This window comes from Roseovarius arcticus, assembly GCF_006125015.1.
Lineage (GTDB): Bacteria > Pseudomonadota > Alphaproteobacteria > Rhodobacterales > Rhodobacteraceae > Roseovarius > Roseovarius arcticus.
Genome location: NZ_SZZN01000001.1, coordinates 3,860,072 through 3,877,169 on the forward strand (window position 1 = coordinate 3,860,072; position 17,098 = coordinate 3,877,169).

Consider the following 17,098-nt stretch of genomic DNA (forward strand, 5'->3'; position numbering starts at 1 on the left):
GTCCGCGCGGAAGACGTGAAATCACCCGTGAAACTGATGCTATCGCTTGCTTTGGGCCACCGGGGCTTCTTGATCGGGGCGGTTGTCATTGTCGTAATCATCGTGATTGCCCTGCTGGCACCGATGATTGCCCCGCATGATCCCTACGAACAAATTCTGTCACGCAGCTTGATCCCGCCGGTTTGGTTCGACAGCCCCAAGGTGACATGGGACCACATTCTGGGGACCGACAATTTGGGGCGGGACTACCTCTCGCGTCTGATTTACGGCGCGCGGATCTCTCTGCTGATCGGCTTCTCGGCCATGCTGATTTCAGGTGTGATCGGTACCGCGCTGGGTGTCTGCGCCGGATACTTCGGCGGCCGCGTTGACATGGTGATCAACTTCATCATCACCACGCGCCTGTCGATGCCGGTGGTTTTGGTGGCGCTGGCCGTTGTCAGTCTGGTTGGATCGTCGCTGACGGTTGTGGTCTGGGTCATCGGCTTGCTGATCTGGGATCGCTTTGCCGTGGTCATGCGCAGCGCCACGCAACAGGTGCGCGCCCTTGATTTTGTGGCGTCGGCCCAGGCGCTGGGCAGCTCTACTTTGCGCATCATAATGACCGAGGTACTGCCCAACATCTCGAACCATATTATCGTTATCGCAACTCTGGAGATGGCTCACGCCATTCTGCTCGAGGCCGCACTGTCCTTCCTCGGACTGGGCGTGCAACCGCCCGAGCCAAGCTGGGGGCTGATGATCTCTGACGCCAAGGGTCTGATGTTTTTTGATGGCTGGCTGATTGCCGTGCCCGGGACGGCACTATTCCTGCTGGTCTTGGCGATCAACCTGGTCGGTGACGGTTTACGCGACATCACAGCGCCAGAAGACAACAACTGATGCCGTCCCCGAACATGCAACTCAACATGGCAAGATTGGTAGATCAATGATGGACACGACAAAGCCAATTCTATCGATACGGAATCTGACGGTCGCTCTGCCGGTCAAGATCGAGCGCGCAAACGCTGTAGAGAACCTGACATTCGACGTCCGGCCCAAGGAAATCCTCTGCGTCGTGGGCGAATCCGGATCGGGCAAGTCGATCACCTCGCTCGCCACAATGGGGCTGCTCTCCTCGAACCTCAAGATCACCAGCGGCACCATTGAATTTGACGGTCGAGATGTTCTTTCGCTGTCCCCAAATGAGCACAACCGCTTGCGCGGCGACCGTATGGCGATGATCTTTCAGGAACCGATGACCGCGCTGAACCCTGCCTACACAGTCGGTCAGCAGATCGAAGAGGTCATTCGCGTCCACCGCTCTTTTGGTGCAGCAGAGCGCCGACAGCGGGTGATGAAACTGCTCGAAGAAGTGCGGCTTCCGGACCCGGAGCGGTTGTTCGGATCGTTTCCCCACCAGTTGTCCGGCGGGCAGCGGCAGCGGATCATGATTGCCATGGCACTGGCGCTGGACCCCAAGCTGCTGATCGCGGACGAGCCCACGACCGCACTGGATGTGACGACGCAGGCGCAAATCCTGCATCTGCTCAAACAGTTGAATGCCGAACACGACGCTGGGATCATGTTCATCACACATGACTTTAGTGTGGTCGCGGAAATCGCCGACCGTGTGGTGGTTATGCGTCATGGCCAGATCGTGGAACAGGGCACCGCAGACGAAATTCTGAATAACCCGCAGCACCCTTATACGCGTGCCCTGATCGATGCGGTGCCGCGCCGCGCCGAAGATCGCGAAGAGATCGAATCCACCAGCCCTCCGGTCATTGAAGTCAAGTCACTGAACAAGACGTTTCATTCCTCCGGCGGTATGTTCAAGCAAAGCCGCACCGTCGCAGCCGTTCGTGACGTATCCTTTCAGGTGCGGCGCGGCGAAACGCTGGGCATTGTGGGGGAATCCGGTTCGGGCAAGACCACGCTGGTGCGCTGCCTGATGCGGCTGATTGATCCCGATAGTGGCTCAATCAACATCTCTGGTGTCGATTTTGCGGCGAAAAGCGCGGCAGAACTGCGCCAGCACCGCAAGGACATCCAAATCGTCTTTCAGGACCCTTACGGGTCGCTAAACCCGCGCCGTACCATTGGCAGCCAGCTAATTCAGGGCGCAGTGAACTTCGGTGTATCCCGCAAGGAAGCGTGGGAGCGGGTCTACGAGCTGCTGGATATCGTGCGGATGCCGCGATATTCCATCCACCGATATCCAAGCCAGTTTTCCGGCGGTCAACGTCAGCGGCTTTGCATCGCACGTGCGCTGGTGGTCAAACCAAAGGTTCTGATCGCCGATGAGGCGGTATCGGCGCTGGACGTGTCGATCCAGCGCGAAGTTCTTAAATTAATCAACGATATCCGCGACCAGATGGGGCTGACGGTGATTTTCATCACCCACGATCTGAGGGTCGCAGCGCAGATCTGTGACGATGTCATCGTCATGAAGCACGGTGAGGTTGTCGAGCGCGGCAATGTGAGCCAGATCTTTAACGCGCCGCAGCATGAATACACGAAGGCCCTTATTGCGGCTCAGCCGGGGCAGGGATGGGAAATTCCATCGTTCCCCGAATTCGCCCCGCAGGTCGATGGCAGCGCCGTTCAGGGAGTGCTTGGGCGATGAGCGATGCGGCATACGACTTTATCATTGTGGGGGCAGGTTCGGCCGGCTGTGTGTTGGCTAACCGGCTGTCTGCAATGCCGAATTTGCGTGTGCTGTTGCTTGAGGCAGGGCCAAAAGATTCCAACCCGTGGATTCACATTCCCATCGGCTACTACCGCACGATGGATAATCCCCGGATCAACTGGCGATATGAAACCCAAGCCGTGCCAGAATCCGGGAATCGCAGTTTCGACTGGCCGCGCGGAAAGGTTCTGGGCGGATGCAGTTCGATCAATGGTCTGGTCTATGCTCGCGGTCAGGCCGAGGATTTCGATCATTGGCGCCAGCTAGGTAATGTCGGGTGGAGCTATGACGACGTGTTGCCGTATTTCCGCCGGGCCGAAGGGGCATCTATCGAGGGACTGGATGAGGCCTATCATGGGCGCGAAGGCCCGTTGGGCGTCTCTAGCGCCAGCCAGAATCCCCTATGCGATGCCTATATCAAGGCGGCTGCAGAAGCGGGCATTCCCACTAATCCAGACTATAACGGTCGCGACCAAGAGGGCGCTGGGTATTTTCAGGTCACAACCCGCAATGGCTGGCGCAGCAGCGCGGCAACTGCCTATCTGAATCCGGCCCGCAAACGCGCTAACCTGCGCATCCAGACGGATACGATGGTGCGCCGGTTGATTATCGAAAACCGCCGGGTTGTCGGCGTCGAGACCGAGCGCAACGGCCAGATCGAAACGATCCGCGCCGGTCGTGAGGTGCTGTTGGCGGCTGGCGCAATCAACTCGCCCCAGATCTTGCAAATTTCCGGCATCGGCGCGGCAAAGCATCTGCGCAACCATGGGGTCGAGGTTCTGCACGATCTGCCCGAAGTTGGCGAAAACCTGCAAGACCACTACACCTGCAGCAGCAAATATCGCTGTTCCCAGCCGATCACTGTCAACGACGAGGTGCGCACATTGCCCGGCAAGGTAGCCGTCGCACTGCGCTGGCTAAAAGACCGCAGCGGGCCGATGTCTTTAAGCGCGGGGCAGGTTGGTGTCTTTGCCAAGACTCGGCCAGATTGCGCAACGCCGGATGTACAGTTCCACTTTCTGCGGTTCAGTGCCCAAAAGCGGGGGCGCAGGCTGGATCCGTTTCCCGGATTTACCGTGACAATGTGCCAATTGCGTCCCGAAAGCCGTGGCCATGTGCGGATCAAGTCCCCCGATTACCGCGACAAACCGGTCATTCAGCCCAATTATTTGGACAGCCAAGTGGACCGCGACACGATGGTCGCAGGTATGCGTCTGGTGCGCACCGTCGCCGCTCAGTCGGCATTGACCGACTATATCAGCGAAGAGATGTTGCCGGGTGCCGGCGTGGTCGATGATGAGGCGCTGCTAACTTACGTGCGCAACAATGGCGCGTCCATTTTTCATCCCAGTTCCACCTGCCGGATGGGCACGGATCAGACTGCAGTCGTCGATGCCAGGCTAAAGGTGCACGGGCTCGATGGACTACGCATCGCGGATGCATCGATCATGCCGACGATTGTTTCAGCAAACACCAACGCTTCCTGCATCATGATCGGCGAAAAGGCTGCCGACATGATCCTTGAAGACATCGCTTAAGGGGCCAGACAGAACATGAAAATCAAAGACATCAAAACGTTCGTCGTCGCAAACAAGTCGATCCATCGGGGCGGGCCTTATTGGGTATTTGTTAAGGTCACGACCGATTGTGGCACCGTAGGTTACGGCGAAGTCTATGGCGTGGCGTTTCACCCAAGAGTGCTGACGGCGATGATCGACGATCTGTTCGAACGCCATTTTGTGGGTGCCGATCCGTTCAAGATCGAACGCCATTTCCGACTGGTCTATTCCAGCGGTTTTTCGCAGCGACCCGACCCGACAGTGATGGGTATCTTTAGCGGGATCGAGATTGCCCTGTGGGACATCATCGGCAAGTCGCTGGACAAACCGGTCTATGAACTTCTTGGCGGTCAGGTGCATGAGCGTCTGCGCAGCTACACCTATCTGAACGCCCCGCCCGAGGCCGCATCGAATAACAAGGTCTATGACGATCCGGACGCGGCGGCGGAACGAGCGCTGGAATATGTCGAACAGGGGTTCACAGCGCTCAAGTTTGACCCTGCCCGCCCTTACACAGCCTTTGATCCGCGGCAGTTGTCGATGGAAACGCTGGATCTGGCGGATCGCTATACGGCCCGAGTGCGCGAAGCGGTGGGCACGCGCTGCGACATCTTGATTGGCACGCACGGTGAGATGACCCCGGCGGGCGCAATCCGGCTGGCCAAACGGCTCGAGCGACACGATCCTTTGTGGTTTGAAGAGCCGACCCCGCCGGACAATATTGCCGGCATGGCCCGGGTGGCGCGAGGCACATCAATCCCGGTAGCGACAGGCGAGCGTCTTACCACAAAATACGAATTTGCCGACCTTCTGCGCCAAGACGCTGCCTCAATTCTGCAAATGAACCTTGGCCGTGTCGGTGGCATTCTTGAGGCCAAGAAAATTGCATCAATGGCCGAAGCGTTCCACGGGCAGATCGCGCCGCACCTGTTTTGCGGCCCCATCGTGGGTGCCGCCAACATACAAGTGTCTGCCTGTAGCCCAAATTTCTTGATCATGGAGGGGATCGAACAATGGGGCGGTTTCCACGCCGAGATTCTGAAAACGCCGATCCGTTGGGAAGACGGTTATCTCATTCCGCCAAAAGCGCCGGGGATTGGCGTCGAGTTGAATGAAGAGGTCGCCGAGGCCAACCCCTACGATGGCGATCGATTGCAATTGCGGATGCAGGACACCCCGGCGTGAGCGCGCGGACCTGCCAAAGGACAGTTAGGGAGATGATCCAATGAACAATCCATTTTCGCTGGAAGGCAAGGTTGCCATTGTGACCGGCGGCAGCAAGGGGATCGGCCTTTCCATCGCGCACCACCTTGCCGCGATGGGTGCCAAGGTCGCTATTGCCAGCCGCAAACTTGATGCTTGCGAGGATGCGGTTGCAGAAATCCGCGAGGCTGGAGGAGAGGCGATGGCGGTCGCCTGCAATATCTCGCGGCGTGAAGACTGCGAAAATCTGGTAAAGCAAACCCATGACGCCTGGGGGCAGATCGACATCTTTGTCGCCAACGCGGCGGTCAACCCAGTCTATGGCCCGTTGACGGAGCTTTCGGACGAGGCATTCAACAAGGTGATGACCTCGAACGTGCACAGCGCAATCTGGTTCGCCAACGCCGCTATGCCGCATATGGCCGAGGGCGGAGGCGGCAGTTTCATCATCGTGTCATCGATCGGAGGATTGCGTGGCTCACCGACATTGGGCGCCTACGGCATCTCAAAGACCGCCGATATCGGCGTTGTCCGGTCGCTGGCGGTGGAATGGGGGCCCCGCAACATCACCGTCAACTGCATCATGCCCGGCTTGGTAAAGACCGATTTTGCCCGCGCATTGTGGGAAAACGAGGCAACACGGGATGACCGAATTTCCCGAACCCCGGTCCGCCGCCTTGGCGAACCTGACGACATCGGCGGTGTTGCGGCGTTCCTTGCCGGCCCATCTGCCCGCTTCATAACCGGGGAAGTGATTGTCGTGGACGGGGGCACAACCATCGTGGGCCCGTAAACCAACCACAAAGCGAGAAACCTGAAACGCGCCGAGGCGAGCGGCGTCACGACCGACAGGTCGCGGCTGCTTGCATCCAAACTCTGGCCCAAGATGTGAAAAATATGGAGTAAAAACAATGGATTTTGAATTCAGCCCCAAGGTGAAGGATCTCTGTGAACGTTTGAATGCTTTCATGGAGGAACACATCTACCCCAACCAAGACGTCTACCAGCAGCAGCTGCAAGAGATGGGCTACGGTATCGAGCATTGGCAAAACTGGGGCGCAGTTCCGATCATCGAAGAACTTAAGCCGAAGGCGCGGGAAGCCGGTTTGTGGAATCTTTTCCTGCCCGAGAGCAAACGCGGCGGCGGTCTGACCAACCTGGAATATGCCACCCTGTGCGAGATTATGGGACGCGCTCTGTGGTCGGCCGAAGTCTTTAATTGTTCGGCCCCGGATACTGGCAACATCGAAACGCTGGAACGTTTCGGAACTGACGAACAGAAAAAACTGTGGTTAGAACCGCTTCTGGCTGGTGAAATCCGTTCATGTTTCGCGATGACGGAACCGGCCGTTGCCTCTTCGGATGCGCGCAACATCGGCTCTACCATCATCCGCGATGGCGACGACTACGTGATCAACGGGCGCAAATGGTGGTCCTCAGGGTCGGGCGACTCGCGCTGCAAATTGTTCATCTTCATGGGCAAGACCGACCCCGACGGCGAAGATGCCTATCGCCAGCAATCCATGATCCTGCTGCCGCGCGAAACCCCAGGTATCACGATCAAGCGGATGCTACCTGTCTTCGGGTTTTCCGACGCGCCGCACGGGCATGGGGAAATCCTCTTTGACAACGTGCGTGTACCGGTCAGCAGCATCCTTTTGGGCGAAGGCCGCGGCTTCGAAATTGCGCAAGCCCGTCTTGGGCCCGGGCGCATCCATCATTGCATGCGCCTGATCGGTCAGGCCGAGGTTGCGTTGGAGAAGATGTGCCGCAGGTCGATGGAGCGCGAACCGTTTGGCAAACCTTTGTCCGAACAGGGTGTGACACGCGAACGCATCGCTGAATCGCGCATCCTGATTGATCAAACGCGGCTGCTGGTTCTGAACGCTGCTGACAAGATGGACAAGGTTGGCAATCGCGAAGCACGTAAGGAAATCGGGATGATCAAGGTCGCAGCGCCCAATATGGCCTGCAAGGTCATCGACTGGGCAATTCAGGCGCATGGCGGCGGCGGCGTCTCAAATGATTTCGGCCTGTCCTACGCCTACTCCCGCGCGCGGGCGATCCGCTTGGCTGATGGCCCTGACGAAGTACACCGCGATCAGATCGCGCGGCTAGAACTGCGCAAATATCGCAACTCGTAAACCCGAATTTTTTGAAGGAAACTCGACATGTTGAAACTTCCCACCGTGATCGGATTCGTCGGTCTGGGCCAGATGGGCGAGCCTATGGCAGCCTTCATCGCCAAGGGTGACACCCCATTAGTCTGTTTTGACCGCGAACCGGGCCGTGCGCCCAAAGGATCCACCGAGGCGCGCGACCTTGCCCAAGTCGTCGACCGTTCCGACACTATCTTTCTGTCGCTTCCCGACGGCAAGATCGTAAATGCTGTGGCCGCCGAGATTGCGGCGATGGACAACGTGGCCGGCAAGGTCGTCATTGACATGTCGACCATCGGCCCTGACGCTGCAAAAGAGGCCGCAGCTACCTTAACCGGGGCAGGCATGATCTTTGTTGACGCGCCAGTTAGCGGCGGGCGGCAAGGCGCGCTGAAGGCCTCCATCACGATCATCTGGGCCGGCCCGAAGGCCCAGATGAAGCGGCACCAGCACATCATCGATCTATTCTGCGCAAACAGCTTTCACGTAGGTGATCAGCCGGGGCAAGGGCAGGCGGTGAAGCTCCTGAACAACTTCCTATCGGCCACCGCGATGGCGGCCACGTCCGAGGCGGTGTTGTTCGGCATGTCCCACGGGGTCGAGATGAAGACGATCCTTGACGTGGTTAAGGTCTCTACCGGTAACAACACCGCCGTCGCCGACAAGTTTCCCAACCGCATCCTGACAGGCAGCTATGACGCGGGCTTTTTTGCGGAACTGCTGAACAAGGATGTCCGGCTTTATAGTCAGTTCGTCGAAGACGCCGGAACCTCAAACCTAATGGGCACACGCGTGGCCGAGATCTGGCAGGACGTCGAAGAAAAGCTGCCGCCACAATCGGACTTTACCCGCGTCTTTGAAGTCTTGGAAAAGAGGAGCCGGTCGTGAGTTTCGAGAGACCATACGAGGGACTGAAGGTCGTTGACCTGTCCCAAGGGTTGGCCGGTCCCTACTGCGGGATGCTGATGGCCCAACAAGGCGCCGATGTTATCAAAATTGAGCCGCAGGGCGGCGACTGGGCCCGGCTGATCGGGGGGGTCTACGGCGACCACTCAGCCTATTCAATCGTGGCCAATATGGGCAAACGTGCCATGGCGGTTAACCTCAAACGTGATCCCAGCCGCGAGATTGTGGACAAGCTTATCGCGCAGGCAGATGTCTTTATTGAAGGGTATCGCCCCGGCGTGGCCGAAAGGCTGGGATATGGCTATGAACGGCTGAGCGAAATTAATCCGGGCCTAATCTACGTTTCGGTGTCCGGTTTCGGTCAGTGCGGGCCGATGCGCGACCGTCCAGCTATGGACCCGATGCTGCAGGCGTTCAGCGGGTTCGTGTCTGAAAATACTGGCACGGACGGGACACCGCATCACACCCCTGTCAGCTATTTCGACATGTCCACCGGGCTCTATGCCCAACAGGCCTTGGCGGCGGCGCTATATGCGCGGCGCGATCATGAAAAGGGCCGCAAGATCGAAGTTAGCCTGCTGGAAGCGGCGGCGAGCATCCAGGCCGTCCGGCTTCTTAGTGGCTTCAAGAGTGGCCCCCGCCGATCCTCAACTGCACCCTCGGGCACGTTCAAAACCAGCGACGGTTTCATCCAGATCAACATCGTGCGCGACCCCGAATTTGCAACCCTCTGCAAGCTGCTGGAACTGGATGAGCTGTGGCAGAATGAGGAATACCGCACCATCGGCGGTCGACTGCGAAATATCGAATACCTAAACGACTATCTGCGCAAGATCACTGAGGGCTGGATCGCTGCCGATCTGTCGCTCTTGCTCAGTCAGGCGGGGCTACAGAACGAAGTGGTGCAATCCTATAGCGAGCTGGTGAGCCACCCGCAGTCCGAGGCTGTCGGCGTGTTCGCATGGCTACAGCAGGCCGGCGGCGATGATCCATGGCCGGTGCCGAATATCCCCGGCATGCCGGCCTTCACAGCGGGCGACGTTCTGGCTCAGTCTCCGACGGTCGGCCAACACACCAACCAGATCATGACCGAACTTGGCTATCCAAAAGAACATATTGCCGAGCTCTATGAGCAGGGCGTCATTGCGTAATCGACCTGCGGGTCACACAAAACGGAGAAAAAAACATGGACGAAAATCTGTTCGAACTGGGCCTCAAGCAACGCAAAGCCGTCGTCGGCGCCGAGTATGTCGAAAAGAATCTGGCAGCTGCCGATGACTTCACGCTCCCTTTTCAGGAAGCGATGACCGCGTGGTGCTGGGGATTTGGCTGGGGCGACGAGACGATCGACCTAAAGACCCGGTCGATGTTGAACCTCGTGATGCTGGCGGCATTGGGCAAGATGCACGAATGGGAAATCCACTGCAACGGCGCCATCAACAACGGCGTCACCAAAGAGGAAATCCGGTCGATTATCCACATCGTCGGCATCTATTGCGGCGTGCCGCAATCGTTGGAGTGTTTCCGATCCGCTCGCAAGGTTCTTGAGGAACGCGGCCTTCTTTGAGGGGCGCGATGCGGTAGCGATAGGCAAAGGGCCAGAGCATGAAAACTCTCGACAAATTTTACATTGATGGCGCGTGGACCGCATCGCAGGGGGGGCGTGAATTCCCGATCATGAATCCCGCGACTGAGGGACAGATCGGCACAGTAATGCTGGGCACGGCCGATGATGTAAACCGCGCCGTGGTCGCCGCATCAAAGGCCTTTGTCAGCTATTCCAAAACCACCAAGGCAGAGCGGCTGGCCCTTTTGCGCGCTCTGCAACAGGTGTTGATAGCGCGCAATGACGAAATGGGCGATGCGATCAGTCAAGAGATGGGCGCGCCAATCACCTTGGCCCGTAGCGCGCAGGCTGGCTGCGGGCACCGCCACGCCGCAGCCTTCATCACGGCGCTGGAGGCGCTGGAGGAACAACAGTCACTGCCCAATGGCGATATCGTTCAAATGGATCCCATTGGGGTTTGCGGGCTGATCACGCCATGGAACTGGCCGATCAATCAGATCGCGCAAAAGGTCATGCCTGCACTGGCGGTTGGGGCGACTTGCGTGCTGAAGCCGTCCGAGCACACCCCGTTATCAGCGGCCCTCTTTTCTGAATGCGTGCATGAGGCCGGCTATCCCGCAGGCGTGTTCAATCTGGTGTTCGGAGATGGCCCGACGGTCGGGAGTGCTATGTCCCGCCACCCGGATATTGCGATGATGTCCTTTACAGGTTCGACCCGCGCAGGTGCTTTTGTGTCTTGTGACAGCTCTGAGACGGTCAAACGCGTCGCGCTGGAGCTCGGCGGAAAATCTGCAAATCTCGTCTTTGCAGACTGCGACCTTGAAGCCTGCGTTACAGCATCGGTCAGCCGGTGTTTCCTGAACACGGGACAGGGGTGTAACGCGCCAACCCGGATGCTGGTGGAACGCTCGTGCTACGACGCGGTTCTTGATCTGGCACGGTCCACGGCAGAGAGTCAGGCCATTGGCGACCCGGCCAAAGAAGGTGGTCATATCGGGCCCCTCTTTGATGAGATGCAGTACGACCGCGTGCAGAAAATGATCCAAGTCGGCATCGACGAGGGCGCACGCCTTTTGGCGGGCGGGCTGGGCAGACCGGATGGTCTGGAAACCGGCTGGTTCGTGAAACCGACCGTGTTCGCCGATGTCCACAACGACATGCGGATTGCGCGTGAGGAAATCTTTGGTCCAGTGCTGTCGATAATCCCCTTCGATACCGAAGATGAGGCCGTTCAGATCGCCAACGACTCTGTCTACGGGTTGGCCTCGTATCTGCAGACCGGCAGTGCCACCAGGGCGCGGCGCGTGGCGGCGCAGTTGCAGGCCGGTAATGTGGCGATCAATGGTCAGGGCACCAGCTATGGCTCGCCCTTTGGTGGCTACAAACAGTCCGGCAATGGCCGGGAGGGCGGTGCCTTTGGTCTGGAAGAATATCTTGAGATCAAGGTGATGCCCTCAATCGACGCGATGGAAGAATCAGGCAGGTTCACGCACCCCTGAACCGCGGCTGATAGCGAAACGCAGAAGGAAAAGTACATGCTCGATGCCTATATCTACGACGGAATTCGCAGTCCCTTTGGCCGCCACGGTGGCGTTTTGGCTGGGATTCGTCCGGACGATCTGATGGCACAGGTCATCCAGGTGCTGATGGCGCGCACGTCGTTGTCACCGGAAATGATCGAAGACGTCGTTCTGGGAAATGTCTGCCAATCGGGCGAAGATAGCCGAAACCTTGCCCGGTTTGCGGCCCTCCTAAGTGGTTTGCCGGAAACAGTGGGCGCGCAGACGGTCAACCGGCTCTGCGGGTCAAGCATGGCAGCTGCTCTTGACGTGGCGCGCGCCGTGACCGTGGGTGAGGGCGCCCTGTTCGTTGCCGGCGGCGTCGAAAGCATGACCCGCGCCCCTTTCGTGATGGGTAAATCTGACAAGGCGTGGTCCCGGAAGGCAGAAATTCACGACGCAACCGCCGGCAAACCGTTTCCCAACCCGCGTTTCACGGCGGCCTTCGGCGGCGATACCATGCCGCAGACAGCGGACAATCTGGCGGCCGATTTCAACATCTCGCGCGAAGATTGCGACATCTACGCCGCTGACAGCCAGCGCAAATACGAAGCCGCCCGTGCCGGAGGTTTCTTTCAGGGTGAGATAACGCCAATCACCATAGTGGGCCGCAAGGGCGCCGTAGACACCGCAGACTGCGACGAACATCCCCGTCCAGACAGTACCCTTGAGAAAATTGCAGGATTGCGTGCGCTTGATCCCGCAGGTGTCGTTACTGCGGCCAACGCATCGGGGGTGAATGACGGCGCAGGCGCGTTGCTAATCGGACGCGACGGGTTAGGGCCTGCGCCGCGCGGGCGCATTCTGGCGGGCGCCGTCGCAGGGGTCGCGCCACGCATCATGGGGATCGGACCTGTTTATGCGATCCCCAAGGCGCTGGAACGGGCCGGGATGACCTTAGGCCAAATGGACGTCATCGAGATTAACGAGGCGTTTGCCAGCCAAGTATTGGCCTGCTGTTCGGCGCTGGGGATTGCACACAACGACCCACGCCTGAACCCGAACGGAGGCGCCATCGCGGTTGGCCATCCTCTGGGCGCTTCTGGCGCACGGCTCATTCTGACGGCGCTGCGGCAATTGGAGGCCAGCGGCGGGCGCTATGGCTGTGTGTCGATGTGTATTGGATTTGGGCAGGGCATCGCCCTCATCATCGAACGGCTTGGATAATGCGAGAGGACGCGAAAATGAAAGATGACAATACGGACATAGTGCGCGTCGAAACTGAGGGCGAGATCGGTCTGATTTGCCTAAGCAAGCCACCGGTCAACGCTATCGGTGTCGCCCTGCGCAAAGCCGTACATGATGCCCATACGCGTTTGTTGAGCGATCCTGCGATCAACGCAATCGTGCTTTACGGGGAGGGGCGCTTTTTCTCCGCCGGGGCCGACATACGGGATTTCGGTAAGGCAGCGGTCCAGCCGACCTTGCCCGAAGTTCTTAAGGCTCTGAACGATAGCGCGAAACCTGTGATAACCGTCTTGCATGGTGTCGCGTTCGGCGGCGCGTTGGAGCTGGCCTTAGCCACGCAAGCGCGGGTCGGGATACGAGGGCTGAAAGTTGCTCTGCCCGAGGTCAAGCTGGGCCTGCTGCCGGGGGCGGGGGGATCACAACGGTTGCCGCGATTGGTCGGTCTGGCCGCTGCCATCGACATTATTTGTACCGGGCGCGAAGTCGACGATACAGAGGCGGCCGCTACTGGGATCGTCGATCGCTTGGTCGAGGGTGCGCCGCGCGAGGCCGGAATGGAGGCGGCGCGCGACGTGCTTGCAGGAGTGCTGCACGCGCGCCAAACTGATGCGCAGATGATCACGCCCGACCCGCCCGCGGTCGATGCGGCGCGAGCCAAACTATTGGCAAAGCGCCCATTGCTTGCCGCGCCTCTCAAGGCGTTAGACGCTGTCTGCGCATCGACCCTGCCCGTTGATCAGGGGCTAGCCTATGAACGAACGCTATTTATGGACCTGATGGACAGCCCGGAACGCGCCGGTTTGGTGCATGCATTCTTTGCCGAACGGGCCACTGCCAAGATCCCCGAAAGGGCCAGCGAAGCACGCGAAATTCGCTCGGTCGCCGTGATCGGTGGTGGCACCATGGGGATCGGCATAGCCACTGCTTTCCTTTTGGGGGGATTCCCCGTTCAACTGGTCGAGGGACAAAGCGACCGCGTCGCGCAGGCGCGCGCCGGCGTTGAACAAAACCTTGAAGGCGCGTTGAGACGTGGCAAGTTATCCGGGGCAACCCATGCCGCCGCGTTGAAAAACCTCACATGCACCGACGCGCTGGAAGAGGTGGCGTCGGCTGATCTGATCGTCGAGGCGATTTTTGAGGACATGAACGCCAAGACCGATCTGTTCAAGAAACTAGACGCGATCTGCAAACCCGGTGCGATGCTGGCGACGAATACATCCTATCTGGACGTGAACGCGATTGCTGCGGCTACATCGCGCGCTAATGATGTGATCGGGCTGCACTTCTTTTCGCCTGCGCATATTATGCGCCTGGTCGAGGTGGTTGTCGCCGACAGCACCGCGCCGGAATGGGTTACGACGGCCTTTGCCCTTGCGCGCAAAATCGGCAAGGTTCCGGTGCGCGCGGGGGTCTGTGACGGGTTCATCGGCAATCGCATTCTGACGCAATACCGCAAGGCGAGCGAATATCTGCTGCTGGACGGTGCGGATTTTGACCAGATTGACGCGGCGCTTGAAAGCTTTGGCTTTGCTATGGGCCCGTTTTCCGTGTCCGATCTGGCCGGGCTGGACATCGCCCGGATGACCCGGCAGCGCAAGGCGGCGACGCGGCCACCCGAAGAACGCTACTCCCGCATCTCCGATTTGATCTGCGATCAAGGCTGGTTTGGGCGCAAGACGGGCAAGGGGTACTACCTTTATGATGGGTCCAACGCACCATCCGTTAATCCGGGCGCTACGGAAATTGCCGAGGCTGAGCGGCGCGTCCTCGGGAAAGACCCGGAGCAATTTAGCGACGAAGAGATCGTCGCGCGCTGCTTGACCGCTATGATCGCAGAAGGAGCCCGAGCGCTGCAAGAAGGCATTGCCCTGCGCCCGGCCGATATCGATGCGGTCGAATTATTCGGGTACGGATTTCCCCGTCACCGTGGCGGCCCGATGCATATGGCCGACCAGATCGGCATCGACACGCTGATATGCCGGATCGAAACCTATGCCGCAGAAGACGCCCATTTCTGGCAGGTTCCACAGCTCTTGCGGGACATGCAGAAAAACGGCCAAAGCTTTGCGGATATGAATGCGTAGAGCGCCTAAAAACCCACGAAAGGTATTGAACCAATGACCGAAAACGCAGGCCCAGCCCTGATTGACGTCAGCGCGGCTCTCAGCTTTGACGAAGCGACGTTGCAGACTTATCTTGCCTCTCATCTGTCCGGCTTCTCGGGCGATTTGCGTGTACAACAGTTCAACGCAGGCCAAAGCAACCCGACCTATCAACTGATCGCAGGGGGGCGAAAATACGTGCTGCGCAAGAAGCCACCGGGAACATTACTGCCGTCGGCCCACGCGGTGGATCGCGAATTTCGCGTTATGGATGCGCTGCGTGACACGCCGGTTCCGGTGCCACTGATGCTCCATCTGTGCATGGATCGATCTGTCATCGGCACAGAATTCTATGTTATGGAAATGGTTGAGGGCCGTGTGTTTCATGATCCCAGCCTGCCCGGGATGTCGCCGGACGAACGGCGTGCGTTCTATGACAACCTGATCCGTGCGTTGGCAGCTTTGCATGCCGTCGATCCAGATGCCGCAGGCTTGGGCGATTTTGGCCGTCCAAAGGGGTATCTCAGCCGCCAGATTGCCCGCTGGAGCAAACAATACGCCGCCACTGAAACCGAAACGATCACGGCAATGGACAACCTGATGGAGTGGCTCCCTGAAAACCTGCCGGATGACGATTCCTGCGCCATTGTTCACGGAGATTTCCGGCCCGGCAATGCCATCGTAAGCAACCAGTCACCCGATGTTGTCGCGCTGCTGGACTGGGAGCTTTGCACCCTTGGACACCCATTGGCGGACCTGGGATATGTCTGCGCAAACTACCACGCAGACAGCCTGCCCACCGGCCAGTTCAAAGGGCTGGATTTCAAGGCGCTTGGAATTCCTACTGAGCAGGAGTTTCTTGATCTTTATTGCAAGTACTCTGGCCGTGACAGCATCGACAACCATCTATTCTTTGTCGCGTTCTCGTTTTTCCGCAGCGCCGCCATCATCCAAGGCGTTTACAAGCGCGGCCTTGACGGAAATGCGTCGTCGCAAAAGGCGCTGAAACTTGGTCATATGGCCCGGATCCGTGCCGAGTCCGCGTGGCGGATTGTCGAAGAAAATTTCTAATTAGGCGATGGCCGCACAGTGATCTTCGCAGACTATCTCTGCCAAGAAATTGTGATGGTCATAACTCACCCTCTATTCAAGATTATGCTTAAGAAGCATCATCGGTTGGCCAAGGGCATCCAAACGCAGCCAAAAACATATTCCAGATATCAAAATCTATGCGGTCTTCAAAAGATCATTTCTGGTCGACTATACGGCATTGCCAAGATGTTTACGTCAAATTGTGAAGGTCTTGCAAAGGCGGTCTCATGCCGCCATTTCGGCGATGTAGTCAGCCCCGAGGTTGAAAGCATCGGTGCGGGCGTGGCGGTATAAAACATCGTAAGTCGATACCAGCGCGGCCGGAAGATCAAATTGATCTGGTCATGCGCAGATAGAACCCTCTGAGCCTGCCGGTGGGATTTAAATCGCCCAAATATCTTCTCCCGTTTACGGGTCGGCCGATGCGATACTTCGATCGCGATGTTGAGGCCTTTGTGCGCGCGGTGGCCAGCGTCCCGGGCCAGTGTCTTGGTCGGCTTGATATAGCTGCGGAGCTTGTCTGTGATTGCTACGCGCGGGTCGCCAAATTGGGATATAAGCTGCTGTAGGAAACGTCGCGCGGCTTTCGCGTTTCGCTGTAGCTGAACGAGAATGTCAAAAAAGCCGCCATTTGCGTCGACCGCGCGCCACAACCAATGTGTCACGCCACGACTCGTAATCAGTCGGCAGTGGACGATCTCGCTGGATGCAATCTGCGAACTGCTGTCCAAAGCAATTGACCCAAAGCCGGATCGCTTCCCGGCTGACAATTATGCCCCGCGCAGCCAACAGGTCTTCAACATCAGCCGTGCTTAGGGCTAACCGATGGTACGCCCAGACAGCGTACGCAATGACTTCACGAGGATAACGAAAGCCTTTCAGGCGCGGCATAGTGGTAGGCATGTGCATGGAGATGGCATAACTTCATCAAAGCCAGTCAACAACTTGGCACCACCGCGAGGATGCTTAGTCGAGCGCAATCGGACTCACCGTCCAATGCGAGCTTCCGCAAGTTTTGCGAAACAGTGTCCAAATCAAGCTCTCCCGCAATCAACACTAATTTTTCAATATCTTCAAAGGCTTGAGCTTTTC

The 17,098-nt window shown here is 58.3% G+C and carries 13 protein-coding genes and 1 pseudogene; 13 read left to right on the forward strand and 1 reads right to left on the reverse strand.

All coding sequences use genetic code 11. The annotated features are described in order from the left end of the window. Positions 1 to 36: 36 nt before the first annotated feature. From MK6180000_RS18485 to MK6180000_RS18545, 13 genes are all read left to right on the forward strand, one after another. Entirely contained in the window at positions 37 to 882 is an 846-nt protein-coding gene (locus tag MK6180000_RS18485; RefSeq protein WP_246040629.1) for an ABC transporter permease, read from the forward strand. 49 nt (positions 883 to 931) lie between these two features. Beyond that, positions 932 to 2,608, forward strand: coding sequence for an ABC transporter ATP-binding protein (locus tag MK6180000_RS18490; protein ID WP_212751953.1), 1,677 nt, complete (start codon positions 932 to 934; stop codon positions 2,606 to 2,608). After that, positions 2,605 to 4,209: a GMC family oxidoreductase gene (locus MK6180000_RS18495; RefSeq protein ID WP_138936077.1), complete on the forward strand. Its 1,605-nt coding sequence runs from the start codon at positions 2,605 to 2,607 to the stop codon at positions 4,207 to 4,209. Before MK6180000_RS18490 ends, MK6180000_RS18495 begins: the two co-directional genes overlap by 4 nt. Positions 4,210 to 4,224: 15 nt before the next feature. Beyond that, complete coding sequence (locus tag MK6180000_RS18500; RefSeq protein WP_138936078.1) at positions 4,225 to 5,415, forward strand: mandelate racemase/muconate lactonizing enzyme family protein; 1,191 nt, start codon at positions 4,225 to 4,227, stop codon at positions 5,413 to 5,415. 40 nt (positions 5,416 to 5,455) lie between these two features. Further along, positions 5,456 to 6,226: an SDR family NAD(P)-dependent oxidoreductase gene (locus MK6180000_RS18505; protein WP_138936079.1), complete on the forward strand. Its 771-nt coding sequence runs from the start codon at positions 5,456 to 5,458 to the stop codon at positions 6,224 to 6,226. A gap of 118 nt (positions 6,227 to 6,344) precedes the next feature. Next, on the forward strand, positions 6,345 to 7,577 hold the full coding sequence (locus MK6180000_RS18510; RefSeq protein WP_138936080.1) for an acyl-CoA dehydrogenase family protein: 1,233 nt from the start codon (positions 6,345 to 6,347) through the stop codon (positions 7,575 to 7,577). Between the two features lie 27 nt (positions 7,578 to 7,604). Further along, positions 7,605 to 8,480: an NAD(P)-dependent oxidoreductase gene (locus MK6180000_RS18515; protein WP_138936081.1), complete on the forward strand. Its 876-nt coding sequence runs from the start codon at positions 7,605 to 7,607 to the stop codon at positions 8,478 to 8,480. Further along, positions 8,477 to 9,649: a CaiB/BaiF CoA transferase family protein gene (locus MK6180000_RS18520; RefSeq protein ID WP_138936082.1), complete on the forward strand. Its 1,173-nt coding sequence runs from the start codon at positions 8,477 to 8,479 to the stop codon at positions 9,647 to 9,649. The genes MK6180000_RS18515 and MK6180000_RS18520 overlap by 4 nt, the downstream gene beginning before the upstream one ends. Before the next feature lie 35 nt (positions 9,650 to 9,684). Beyond that, positions 9,685 to 10,065, forward strand: coding sequence for a carboxymuconolactone decarboxylase family protein (locus MK6180000_RS18525; RefSeq protein ID WP_138936083.1), 381 nt, complete (start codon positions 9,685 to 9,687; stop codon positions 10,063 to 10,065). A gap of 38 nt (positions 10,066 to 10,103) precedes the next feature. Continuing rightward, positions 10,104 to 11,564 (forward strand): aldehyde dehydrogenase family protein, encoded by a 1,461-nt coding sequence (locus tag MK6180000_RS18530; protein WP_138936084.1) that lies wholly within the window; start codon positions 10,104 to 10,106, stop codon positions 11,562 to 11,564. 36 nt (positions 11,565 to 11,600) lie between these two features. Next, the gene (locus MK6180000_RS18535; protein WP_138936085.1) at positions 11,601 to 12,791 is read left to right on the forward strand and encodes an acetyl-CoA C-acyltransferase; all 1,191 of its coding nucleotides are present in this window, start codon (positions 11,601 to 11,603) and stop codon (positions 12,789 to 12,791) included. 17 nt (positions 12,792 to 12,808) lie between these two features. Further along, positions 12,809 to 14,896: a 3-hydroxyacyl-CoA dehydrogenase NAD-binding domain-containing protein gene (locus MK6180000_RS18540; RefSeq protein ID WP_138936086.1), complete on the forward strand. Its 2,088-nt coding sequence runs from the start codon at positions 12,809 to 12,811 to the stop codon at positions 14,894 to 14,896. 33 nt (positions 14,897 to 14,929) lie between these two features. Further along, positions 14,930 to 15,985: a phosphotransferase gene (locus MK6180000_RS18545; protein ID WP_138936087.1), complete on the forward strand. Its 1,056-nt coding sequence runs from the start codon at positions 14,930 to 14,932 to the stop codon at positions 15,983 to 15,985. A 246-nt stretch (positions 15,986 to 16,231) separates the two neighbouring features. Here the strand turns inward: MK6180000_RS18545 and MK6180000_RS18550 are convergent. Then, positions 16,232 to 16,915: pseudogene (locus tag MK6180000_RS18550) on the reverse strand (IS6 family transposase). Positions 16,916 to 17,098 lie beyond the last annotated feature (183 nt).

What these genes read in the sequence shown, in the direction of transcription:
- MK6180000_RS18485 (WP_246040629.1), top strand. Translation starts at nt 37, where the DNA reads ATGCTATCGCTTGCTTTGGGCCACCGGGGCTTCTTGATCGGGGCGGTT.
- MK6180000_RS18490 (WP_212751953.1), top strand. Translation starts at nt 932, where the DNA reads ATGGACACGACAAAGCCAATTCTATCGATACGGAATCTGACGGTCGCT.
- MK6180000_RS18495 (WP_138936077.1), top strand. Translation starts at nt 2,605, where the DNA reads ATGAGCGATGCGGCATACGACTTTATCATTGTGGGGGCAGGTTCGGCC.
- MK6180000_RS18500 (WP_138936078.1), top strand. Translation starts at nt 4,225, where the DNA reads ATGAAAATCAAAGACATCAAAACGTTCGTCGTCGCAAACAAGTCGATC.
- MK6180000_RS18505 (WP_138936079.1), top strand. Translation starts at nt 5,456, where the DNA reads ATGAACAATCCATTTTCGCTGGAAGGCAAGGTTGCCATTGTGACCGGC.
- MK6180000_RS18510 (WP_138936080.1), top strand. Translation starts at nt 6,345, where the DNA reads ATGGATTTTGAATTCAGCCCCAAGGTGAAGGATCTCTGTGAACGTTTG.
- MK6180000_RS18515 (WP_138936081.1), top strand. Translation starts at nt 7,605, where the DNA reads ATGTTGAAACTTCCCACCGTGATCGGATTCGTCGGTCTGGGCCAGATG.
- MK6180000_RS18525 (WP_138936083.1), top strand. Translation starts at nt 9,685, where the DNA reads ATGGACGAAAATCTGTTCGAACTGGGCCTCAAGCAACGCAAAGCCGTC.
- MK6180000_RS18530 (WP_138936084.1), top strand. Translation starts at nt 10,104, where the DNA reads ATGAAAACTCTCGACAAATTTTACATTGATGGCGCGTGGACCGCATCG.
- MK6180000_RS18535 (WP_138936085.1), top strand. Translation starts at nt 11,601, where the DNA reads ATGCTCGATGCCTATATCTACGACGGAATTCGCAGTCCCTTTGGCCGC.
- MK6180000_RS18540 (WP_138936086.1), top strand. Translation starts at nt 12,809, where the DNA reads ATGAAAGATGACAATACGGACATAGTGCGCGTCGAAACTGAGGGCGAG.
- MK6180000_RS18545 (WP_138936087.1), top strand. Translation starts at nt 14,930, where the DNA reads ATGACCGAAAACGCAGGCCCAGCCCTGATTGACGTCAGCGCGGCTCTC.